The sequence below is a fragment of the Halobacterium sp. CBA1126 genome, assembly GCF_009741975.1.
Lineage (GTDB): Archaea > Halobacteriota > Halobacteria > Halobacteriales > Halobacteriaceae > Halobacterium.
The window spans coordinates 1-9,665 of the sequence record NZ_WPCF01000098.1 but is presented as its reverse complement, the minus strand read 5'-3'; the positions used below and the strand labels follow the sequence as shown (position 1 = coordinate 9,665).

General features: G+C 69.8%; 11 protein-coding genes and 1 pseudogene. 10 read left to right on the top strand and 2 right to left on the bottom strand.

The annotated features are described in order from the left end of the window. The coding region (locus GJ634_RS12195) for a class I adenylate-forming enzyme family protein (protein WP_157503024.1) at positions 1-1,414 on the top strand (1,414 nt) is incomplete at its 5' end. Between the two features lie 12 nt (positions 1,415-1,426). On the opposite strand, the gene GJ634_RS12190 is transcribed toward GJ634_RS12195, so the two are convergent. Next, entirely contained in the window at positions 1,427-2,836 is a 1,410-nt protein-coding gene (locus tag GJ634_RS12190) for an SLC13 family permease (protein WP_331714154.1), read from the bottom strand. A 102-nt stretch (positions 2,837-2,938) separates the two neighbouring features. Between GJ634_RS12190 and GJ634_RS12185 the strand changes: the two genes are divergently transcribed. Then, positions 2,939-3,565: an MBL fold metallo-hydrolase gene (locus GJ634_RS12185; protein ID WP_157503022.1), complete on the top strand. Its 627-nt coding sequence runs from the start codon at positions 2,939-2,941 to the stop codon at positions 3,563-3,565. Here GJ634_RS12185 and GJ634_RS12180 read toward each other — a convergent pair whose 3' ends face one another. Next, a complete protein-coding gene (locus GJ634_RS12180) occupies positions 3,566-4,321 on the bottom strand; it encodes an ABC transporter ATP-binding protein (RefSeq protein ID WP_157503020.1) in 756 nt (251 codons plus the stop codon). 93 nt (positions 4,322-4,414) lie between these two features. Here GJ634_RS12180 and GJ634_RS12175 point away from each other — a divergent pair, with 93 nt between their 5' ends. From GJ634_RS12175 to GJ634_RS12145, 8 genes and pseudogenes are all read left to right on the top strand, one after another. Then, entirely contained in the window at positions 4,415-4,936 is a 522-nt protein-coding gene (locus GJ634_RS12175; RefSeq protein WP_157503018.1) for a gamma carbonic anhydrase family protein, read from the top strand. A gap of 63 nt (positions 4,937-4,999) precedes the next feature. Continuing rightward, a pseudogene (locus tag GJ634_RS16995) lies at positions 5,000-6,375 on the top strand (CoA-binding protein). Further along, positions 6,368-6,775, top strand: a complete 408-nt coding sequence (locus GJ634_RS16490; RefSeq protein WP_269449536.1) for an acetate--CoA ligase family protein — start codon at positions 6,368-6,370, stop codon at positions 6,773-6,775. Before GJ634_RS16995 ends, GJ634_RS16490 begins: the two are co-directional and overlap by 8 nt. After that, positions 6,691-7,071 (top strand): acetate--CoA ligase family protein, encoded by a 381-nt coding sequence (locus GJ634_RS16485; protein WP_331714152.1) that lies wholly within the window; start codon positions 6,691-6,693, stop codon positions 7,069-7,071. Before GJ634_RS16490 ends, GJ634_RS16485 begins: the two co-directional genes overlap by 85 nt. Next, the gene (locus tag GJ634_RS12160) at positions 7,071-7,478 is read left to right on the top strand and encodes a thioesterase family protein (protein ID WP_157503016.1); all 408 of its coding nucleotides are present in this window, start codon (positions 7,071-7,073) and stop codon (positions 7,476-7,478) included. Before GJ634_RS16485 ends, GJ634_RS12160 begins: the two co-directional genes overlap by 1 nt. A 58-nt stretch (positions 7,479-7,536) precedes the next feature. After that, positions 7,537-7,719, top strand: a complete 183-nt coding sequence (locus tag GJ634_RS12155) for a hypothetical protein (protein WP_157503014.1) — start codon at positions 7,537-7,539, stop codon at positions 7,717-7,719. Between the two features lie 65 nt (positions 7,720-7,784). Continuing rightward, entirely contained in the window at positions 7,785-8,864 is a 1,080-nt protein-coding gene (locus tag GJ634_RS12150) for a cupin domain-containing protein (protein ID WP_157503012.1), read from the top strand. A 143-nt stretch (positions 8,865-9,007) separates the two neighbouring features. After that, on the top strand, positions 9,008-9,665 hold a 658-nt coding region (locus GJ634_RS12145; RefSeq protein WP_157503011.1), incomplete at its 3' end, for an ABC transporter substrate-binding protein.

Sequence of the window (9,665 nt, the reverse complement as noted above, 5' to 3'; positions counted from 1 at the left end):
CGACGCCGTCGGGGACGCGCCCGTCGCGGTGCTCGCGCTGAACAGCCCGGCCGCCGCCGACGCGATGATAGCCGGCCACAAGCGCGGCTCGCCGACGGTCCAGCTGTCGTTCCGCGGGTCGGCGGGCGAACTCGTCGACATGGTCGAGACGGCGGGCGCCGACGCGCTCCTCTTCGACGACGCCAACGCCGACACCGCCGTCGACGTCATCGACGGCGCGGACCTCTCCGTCGGGTTCCACGCCGGGTCCGCGGACGTCGACCACCCGGACGTGGTGTCCTACGAGGAGGCCCGCGACGCCGCCGCGTCCACGCTCCCCGAGCACCTCCCGCGGGACGGCAAGACGAACGTCTTCTACACGAGCGGCACCACGTCGGCGCCGAAGGCCGTCGCGTTCGACGGCGAGCAGATGTGGACCGGCGCCTACCAGGGCGTCATGGAGCACGGCATCGACCAGACCGACCTCGCCGTCGTGACGACGCCGTGGTACCACATGGTCACCTCGGACGCGTGGCTGTACCCGCACTGGCTGGCGGGCGCGACCACGCTGTTACACGAGAGCTTCGACCCCGAGGAAGTCCTCGAGTTCGTAGACGAGGAGGGCGCGACCGGACTGCTGGCCGTGCCGACGCAGCTCTCCCTGCTCAACGACGTGCAGGCGAGCGAGGGCGGCGCCTACGACACGAGTTCGCTGTCGTACATCCGCACGGGCGGGTCGATCGTCACCGAGGAACTCATCGAGCGAACGACCGAACACCTCTCCGAACAGCTCTACAACACGTACGGGATGACCGAGGGCGGCCCGAACTTCACGTTCGCCCACCCGTCCGTGCAGGACGACCACCCCGGCACCATCGGGAAGGAGTCGTTCTCGTGGGAGCTCCGCGTCGTGGAGACGGCGCCCGTCACCGAACACCCCGACCCCGAGGCGGAGGTCGACCCCGGCGAGCAGGGCGAAATCATCGCCCGCGGCCCGGGCGTCCCGGACGGCTACATCGACAACCCGGAGGCCGAGGAGAAGACGTTCTTCGAGGGGTGGCTGCGCACCCGCGACGTCGCGGAGGTCGACGAGGACGGCTTCCTCTACATCACCGACCGCGTGGACAACATGTTCATCAGCGGCGGCGAGAACATCTACCCCGCGGAGGTCGAGCGCGCCATCGACGGCCACCCCGCAGTCGCGGAGACGCTCGTGTTCGGCCGCGACGACGAGGAGTGGGGGAACAAGGTCACCGCCATCGTCGTCGCCGAGGGCGACGTCGACGCCGAAGAGCTAGACGCGTTCTGCCGCAAGCACGACTCGCTGGCGAACTACAAGCGCCCGCGGGAGTACGTCATCCGCGAGGAGCCGCTGCCGCGCACGGACACCGGCACCGTCCAGCGCCAGCAGGCCATCGACGAGCACTTCGAGTAGCGTAACCCCGTTTCAGAACGCGAGCGCGAAGATGCCGATCTGAATCGGCAACAACACGAGCAGCGTCGCCAGCGAGCACAGCGTGGCCATCTTGACGAGTTCCATCGTGTCCACGACGTCGAGGCCGAGGATGGCGACCAGCACCGCCGACTGGTACGGGAAGAAGTACGCGTTGAGCGCGACCGCCTCGGTCATCGCCACGGGGACGAGCGGGAGGCCGGCGCCCTCGGCGAAGGCGACGAGGACGGGCGTCAGCACGCTCGCGACCGCCAGCCCCTCCATGAGGAACGTGAGCGCGAGCGATGCGACGGCGAGGAAACCGAGGGCGACCGCCAGCGACGCGTCCTGCGGGAACGACGCGAGGAGGGTCTCGGCGGCGACGTCCGAGAACCCGGTCTGCTGGAGGCCGGCGGCGATGGCGAAGATGGCGCCGAGGAAGAACACGATGGAGAAGTTCGCCTCCTCGACTGCGCCCGCGCCGACGACGCCGACCCGCGGCGTGAACGCGAGGACGGCGACGACGAGCGCGCCGTACAGCGGGTGGAGGCCGTGGACGGAGTCCGTCGCCCAGATGGCGACGCCGACGAGCAGGAACGCCATCATGCGCCGGGCCGACGCGGGCGTCTCCTCGGCGGCGTCGCCCGCGTCCGTGTCGATGGCGGCGGCGTCCTGCGGCCGGTAGAGGAAGTACGCGATGGCGGTGATGACGGCGCCGCGCCCGACGGCCATCACGGGACCGAGCCAGACCGCCCACTCCACCCAGCCGATGGAGACGCCGGCGTTCGCCTCCACGAGGCCGGTGATGATGATGTTCGCGAGCGACCCCGTGAGGATGCCGGTGCCCGCGTAGTAGGTGACGAACAGCGGCCCGAGGAAGAGGCCGACGCGGGCGCGGCGCTCCGTGAACCGCTTACCGACGGAGATGAGGATGGGACCGAGGATGAGGACGCGCACGAGCGACGACGGCACGAGCACGACGAACCCGAGCGCGGCGGCACACAGCACCAGCAGGAGGTTTCGGTAGGTGGTCGTCGCGTCCGAGGTGCCGTCCCCGGGGAGCGCGCGCAGCGCGGCGCGTTCGACGGCCCCGGCGAGCCCGCTCTGCCGGGTGGCTTCGCCGAGCAGGATGCCGAGGACGACCAGCCACGTCGCCGCCGACTGGAAGCCGGTGAGCGCGAGGTCCGTCGAGAACCCGACGCCGACCAGTCCGACGACGACCAGGCCGGTGAGCCACGGGGCGACGGGCGAGCCGACCCAGAGGCTGATGGCGAAGACGGTGATGGCGAGCATCGTCGCCATCTCGGCGGTGACGGGCGCGTACAGGAAGACGCCGGCCGCCGCCGCGGCGCCGACCGGCAGCGAGAGCCACGCGGGGTCGAACTCCCCGCGGAGGACGTCAGCGAACGTCGAGTCAGTCGTCACGTTGGAACACCGTGTGCTCGGACGGATGGAAACCTCCCTAATCTGTCTTGCGGAAGCGTGGGGGCGGAAGATGTTTGGCGTCCGCGTGCGACCGTCGAAGCGATGATTTCGGAGCCAGCCACCGACGTGTACGACGTGACGGTCGGGGAGTTCAACGGCGGCCGCTACCGGGTGTTCGTCTTCGACGGCGACGTCCCGACGCTCGTGGACGCCGGCCTCGAAGGAACCGTCGAGGAGGTCGTCGCGGGCCTCGACGAACTCGGCGTCGAACCCGAACGCCTCGTCGTCACGCACGGCGACGGCGACCACGCCGGCGGCGTCCCCGCGCTCGCGGAGCACTACGACCTCGAGACGTGGCTCCCCGAGGGGCTCGACGTCGACGGCCACGACCCGGACCACCGCTACGGTGACGGCGACGACGTCGGCCGGTTCACGGCCGTCCACACGCCCGGGCACACGCCCGAACACCACTCGCTCGTGGACGAGGACGCCGGCGTCGCCGTCATCGGCGACGCGCTGTTCGGCGCGGACGCCCGGGGACTCCCGGAGGGGTACTACGTGCTCCCCACGGGGTACTTCTCCGCGGACCTGGACGAGGCCGACGCGTCACTGGAGAAGCTGCTCGCGTACGACTTCGACGTCGGCCTCGTCTACCACGGGGAGAGCGTCACGGAGGCCGCCAGCGAGAAGATCGAGTCGTTCGTGAACTTCGCCGGGAAGCCGGAGTAGTCAGTCGGCGCCGGCGCCGGCGGCGTCGCCGCCCGCGTCGCCGGCCTCCTCGCCGAGGTACGCTTCGATGACGCGCTGGTTGTTCTGAATCTCGTCGGGCGTGCCCGTCGCGATGAGGCTCGCGTTGTCGAGGACGAACACGCGCTCGCTGACGGACATCAGCGCACGCATCACGTGGTCGATGAGGAAGACGGTCTTCCCGCGGTCCGCGATGTCCCCGATGAGGTCGACGATCTCCTCCGTCTCCTCGGTGTCGAGGCCGCCCGCGACCTCGTCGAACAGGAGGACCTCGGGGTCGGTCGCTAGCGCTCGAGCGATTTCGAGGCGCTTGAGCGCGCCGACGCTGAGCTCGTCCGGCGTGGTCTGGGCCATGTGGTCGAGCCCGACGAACTCCAGGGCCTCGTGGGCCCGTTCCTCGGGGTCGCCGGTGTTCCGGCCGCCGAACTCCGCGCCGACGCCGGCGTTCTCGAGGAGCGTGAGGTTCTCGAACGGGTGGACGATCTGGTGGGTGCGGACGAGCCCGCGGTGACAGATCTCGTGCGGGCTGAGCCCCGTGATGTCGTCGCCGTCGAGGTAGACGGTGCCCTCGGTCGGCTCCTGGACGCCGGAGATGAGCCGGAACAGCGTCGACTTGCCGGCGCCGTTCGGTCCGATGAGGCCCACGGTCTCCCCCTTCTCGATGGAGAAGGAGACGTCGTCGACGGCGACGATGCCGCCGAAGTTCTTCGTGAGGTGCTCGCCTTCGAGTACGGTCATCTTGGTAGCCGTTACCTACCCACCCGCATAAATGTAGCCCATCCGGTCGAGCGTCCCAAAAGCATGTACCCGGCGGCGTCGTTCGGTGAGACGATGCTTCGAGCTTACGACGGCGTGACGCCGACGGTCGCGGAGTCGGCGTACGTCGACGAGCGCGCGACCGTCATCGGCGACGTCGAAATCGGACCGGAGGCGAGCGTCTGGCCGGGCGCGGTGCTACGCGGCGACCACGGCCGCATCGTGCTCGGCGAGCGCGCGAACGTCCAGGACAACGCGACCCTCCACGAGCACGCAGTGCTTGAGGCCGGCGCGACCGTCGGCCACAACGCCGTCGTCCACGACGCGACCGTCGGCGAGCGCAGCGTCGTCGGCATCGGCGCGGTCGTCCTCGACGACGCGGAAATCGGGCCGGAAAGCGTGGTCGCCGCGAACAGCACGGTCACCGAAGATGCCGAGATTCCCGGCGGCGTGCTCGCCGTGGGGACCCCGGCCGAGGTCGAGCAGGAACTGGAGGGGGAGTTCTGGGCCGGCGCGGGCGACCGGTACGCCGAACTCGCGAAGGAGTACGCCGGGACCACCCGCGTCGTCGAGGACGGCCCCGTCCTCCCGGAGTGAGCGCGGGCGGGAGCGATTGACGGAGGGAAAACCGTTTTAGTGGCATTCGGTGTACTGTGCGACGTGAACTTACAGCGCCTGTTCCGTCCCGAGCGCATCGCGGTCGTCGGGGCGACCGACACTGAGGGGAAGCTCGGCTACGAGGCGATGGCGAACGCCGTCGAGTTCGACGGCGAGGTGTACCCGGTGAACCCGTCCGGCGAGGGCGAGGTCTTCGGCGAGCCGTTCGTGGCGTCGGTCACGGACATCGACGCGACCGTCGACCTCGCGCTGCTGGCGGTTCCCGCCAGCGTCGTCCCGGACGTCGTCGAGGAGTGCGGCGAGGCCGGCGTCGGCGGCGCGGTCATCTACGCCGGCGGGTTCGCGGAGGCCGGCGACGAGGGCGAGGAGCTACAGGAGGCGGTCGTCGCGGCCGCCGACGAGCACGACGTGGCGCTGCTCGGCCCGAACACGAGCGGGTTCGTCGCGCCCGCGGACAACCTCCTCGCGTCGTTCGCCGGCGGCGTCGAGCGCCTGCGCCCGGGCGGCGTGACGATTCTCGCGCAGAGCGGCGGGGTCGCCCACCAGCTGGCGTTCAGCGCGCACCGCGAGGGACGCGGCATCGCGACGATGGTCGGTCTCGGGAACCGCGCGAACGTCGGCTTCGAGGAGGCGATTCCGTACTTCGACTCGGACCCGAACACGGACGCATCGTGCTCCACGTCGAGGGGACAGACGACGGCCGCGCGCTCCTCGAGGCGTGCCGCGAGTCCGACACGCCCGTCCTCGCGTACAAGGTCGGGCAGGCCGACGTCGGGGACTTCGCGGAGCTCCACACGGGCGCGCTCACCGGGGACCACGCGCTCTACACCGCGGGGTTCGCGCAGTACGGCGTCCCCACGGTCGAGTCCACGACCGAACTGTTCGACGCCGGGCAGGCGCTCGCGAACTCTCCCGAGCCGGACGGCGCGAACGTCGGCGTCGTCACCGCGCAGGCCGGCCCGGGCATCATCATCGCGGACCGCCTCCAGCGGGCGGGCGCGACGCTCCCCGACCTCGCCGAGGGGACGCAAGACCGCGTCGGCGAGATTCTCCCCGGCATCACGTACGCGGAGAACCCCGTGGACACGGGGCGGCCGATGCCCGAGTTCGGCGAGGTCGTCGAAGCCGTGGCCGAGGACGAACACGTCGACGTGGTGCTCGTCTACGAGCTGTTCGAGGAGGCGCTGGGCTTCCCGGAGGAGACGCTAGACGGGCTCGCCGAGCGCGTCGACAAGCCCGTCCTGTTCGCCACCGAGGGGCCGACGGAGTCGATGGCCGACGACCTCGCCGCGCTCCGCGAGGCCGACGTCCCCGTGTTCACGTCGCCGGAACGCGGCGCGGACGCCGCTGCGGCGCTCGCGCGGTACGCGACGCTGGACGACGCGGCCGCCGAGGAGGAGGTGAGCGCCGATGTCTGAGGACCCCATCGCGGCCGCGCAGGCGGACGGCCGCAGCACGCTGACGGAGGCGGAGGCGAAGTCGCTGCTCGCGGACGCGGGCATCGAGACGCCAGCGTTCGCGGTCGCCGCAGATTCGGACGGGGCCGTCGACGCCGCCGAGGATATCGGCTTCCCCGTGGTCGTGAAGGTGTCCTCGCCGTCGGTGACGCACAAGAGCGAGTGGGCGGACGGCGCTGGCGTCGCGATCGGCCTCGACTCGGCGGCCGCGGTGCGCGAGGCGGCCGCCGAAATCTTCGACGCGGCCGACGCGCGCGCATCGACGCCGACGTGCTCGTGGAGGAAGCGCGGGACGTCGACGCCGGCACGGAGGTCATCGTCGGCGGGCTCCGGGACCCGTCGTTCGGCCCGGTCGTGCTGACGGGGCTCGGCGGCATCTTCACGGAAGTCTACGAGGACACCAGCCACCGCATCGCGCCCATCGACGCGGCGGAGGCCCGCGAAGCCATCGAGGAGCTGACCGCCATCGAACTGCTGGAGGGGTACCGCGGCCGCGACCCGGCGGACGTCGACGCGCTCGCCGACGTGGTGGCGGCGGTCGGCGACCTCGTGGCCGAACACGAGGCCATCTCCGAGGTGGACGTGAATCCCGTGCTGGCGACCAGCGAGGGCGCGGTGGCGCTGGACGCGCTGGTCGTGCTTGGGGGTGACGCGTGATGGCGGGCTTCGAGCGCACGTGGACGGTGCGGTTCTCGGACACGGACCCGTTCGGCATCGCGCACTACCCGCGCATCGTGGACGCGCTCCACGAGACCTCCGACATGTTCATGCAGGAGCTCGGCTTCCCGTTCTGGGAGATCTCCCAGGACCACGGGTTCGGGCTGCCGCTCGTGGAGATGAATTTCGAGTTCCAGAACCCCGTGGATGCCGGCGACGAGGTGACCGTCGAACTCACGCCGGACCCGGGCGAGCGGAGCGTGCGCTTCGAGTACGAGGCGCGCTGCGACGGCGAGGTGGCGTTCTCGGGCTACGAGCAGCGCGTCTGCGCCCACCACGGCGGGGGCGGGTCGATGGAGCTGCCCGACGACCTGCGCGAGGCGTTCGAGGAGTACGCAGAGGACTGAACCCGCGGTCGGTTCCGTGGACGGTACGCTTTTGCTGTTCGGCCCGCCACGTACTGACATGGCCGAGTTCACGAACCCGTATGCGGAGGCCGACCCGTTCGTGGAAGCGCACTTCGACTGTCTGGACTGCGGCGGGAAGCTCTGGGAGTACGCCATCCAGGGGGCGATGGTCTGTGAGGACTGTCGTTCGATGTTCCGCTCGAAGGACGTCTTCGCGGACCAGGTCGCCGAGACGGCCTAACACGTTCGTCGCCACGGAGCGCCGGGTCCAGTACACTTATGAGAATTCTGTGCTAATGTAGCACTATGGCAACGCAAGACACTGAGGACCTCCTAGAGATGAGTGCAGACACGAGGGGGCTCCTCGAGGAACACGACCTGGTGCCGCTGTGGGAAGTCGAGAACGACATGGGCGACCTCCTCGACGACATCGAGGCGAACATCTGGAAGTGGGAGGACATCCAGGCCGCCATCGACGGCATCGAGGAGGACGTCCCCATCGAGGACCTGCCGCCGGGCTTCCAGCGGCGGGTCGCCGTCCCCATCAACGCGCCCCACGCCATCTCGAACACCATCTACGTGGGCGTGCAGACGGTCTCGCCGGGCGAGACCGCGCCCGCGCACCGCCACGCGTCGAGCGCGCTTCGGTTCACCATCGACGGCCACGAGGACATGAAGACGGTCGTCGCGGGCGAGGAGTTCCCGATGCGGGACCACGACCTCATCACGACCCCGCAGTGGGAGTGGCACGACCACGTCAACGACTCCGACGAGACGGCGGCGTGGCTGGACATCCTCGACCTGCCGCTGTTCCTCGACACGCTGAACAACTCCCACGTCTTCGAGAACCACGAGCTCGAACGCCAGCCGGTGACGAAGTCCCAGGGCTACTGGGACTCCCAGTACGGCCGCGGCCGGCCGACCAACGAGGACGACGACGGCTCCATCCCCGGGCCGTTCGAGGGCGACCGGGAGGCGACGCCGCCGTTCCGCTTCGGCTGGGACGAGATGCTGGAGTCGCTGCGCCAGCACGCGGACAACGACGACCCCGACCCGTACGACGGGCACAGCATGGCGTACGTCAACCCCGCGACGGGCGAGGCGCCGGTGACGCCGACGATGTCGTTCCGCGCCCAGCTCATCCAGGAGGCGACCGACCGCCACTTCCACAACTCGACGGAGGTGTACTTCGTCATCGAGGGCGAGGGCGTCACCCACGTCGGCGACGAGGCCCTGGAGTGGGGCGAGAAGGACATCTTCGTGGTGCCGCCGGACGAGATTCACCACCACGAGCCGGACGGCGAAGAGGCCATCCTGCTGGGCATCACCGACGAACCGGTGCTGCGCGCGCTGAACTTCTACGCGGAAGCCGAGCCGTCGTCGTAACCCGCGAGGCCGCGTCCGCACTTTATTTCGCGTCGCCGCACGCTACCGAGTAGCGGTTCCGCCGCGAAAACGACGCATAAGTGACAGAATGCGGATATCTACCGCATGTTTTATGATGTAAGTGATGTAGGTGTGGGTATAGCATGGTGGACAGTGACAGCCCACAGAGCAGGCGCACGTATCTCAAAACACTCGGTGCCGCAGGTGCGGTCGGCATGTCCGGCCTCTCCGGCTGCACGCTCCTCGGTGGGGGCGGTGGCGGCAGCGAAACCATCACGATAGCCGCGACGGTGCCCGAGTCCGGGCAGTTCTCCTCGCTCGGCGAAGCCGTCAAGCGCGGGTACGAGCTCGGCGTCTCCATGATGGACGAACAGCTCGACCAGGACGTCGAGTTCATCGTGCAGGACGACGAGAGCGACCCCGAGGTCGTCCGGCAGAACCTCACCCAGATCACGAGCAACAACCAGGTCGACATGATCTGGGGGAGCTTCTCCAGCCTCCTGGTGACCGCCGGCTCCGCGTACGCGGAGAGCCAAGGCATCCCGTTCCTCGGGGCGTTCTTCGCGTACGAGGGTCCCCACCGCAACGAGGGCTACGAGTGGACGTACTCGCCCGTTCCCCGAAGTCCCGGGGACTCGCCCGCTCGACCCCGCGGGGCTGCTCGAACTCAATCCCCCGAGGGCGAGCGCCCGACGAACGCGGCCTCTGGGAGCCAACAGCGGCTGGGGGCGAGGAGCAGGCCGACTACTGGGAGGAGGACGCTCTCGGACGCCGGCTACGACGTCGTCCTCCGGGGAGACG

Bases quoted from the DNA above. Each gene is read 5' to 3' on its own strand.
- GJ634_RS12160 (WP_157503016.1), top strand. From the start codon at position 7,071: ATGGCGGGCTTCGAGCGCACGTGGACGGTGCGGTTCTCGGACACGGAC.
- GJ634_RS12175 (WP_157503018.1), top strand. From the start codon at position 4,415: ATGCTTCGAGCTTACGACGGCGTGACGCCGACGGTCGCGGAGTCGGCG.
- GJ634_RS12185 (WP_157503022.1), top strand. From the start codon at position 2,939: ATGATTTCGGAGCCAGCCACCGACGTGTACGACGTGACGGTCGGGGAG.
- GJ634_RS12180 (WP_157503020.1), bottom strand. From the start codon at position 4,321: ATGACCGTACTCGAAGGCGAGCACCTCACGAAGAACTTCGGCGGCATC.
- GJ634_RS12155 (WP_157503014.1), top strand. From the start codon at position 7,537: ATGGCCGAGTTCACGAACCCGTATGCGGAGGCCGACCCGTTCGTGGAA.
- GJ634_RS16490 (WP_269449536.1), top strand. From the start codon at position 6,368: ATGTCTGAGGACCCCATCGCGGCCGCGCAGGCGGACGGCCGCAGCACG.
- GJ634_RS12150 (WP_157503012.1), top strand. From the start codon at position 7,785: ATGGCAACGCAAGACACTGAGGACCTCCTAGAGATGAGTGCAGACACG.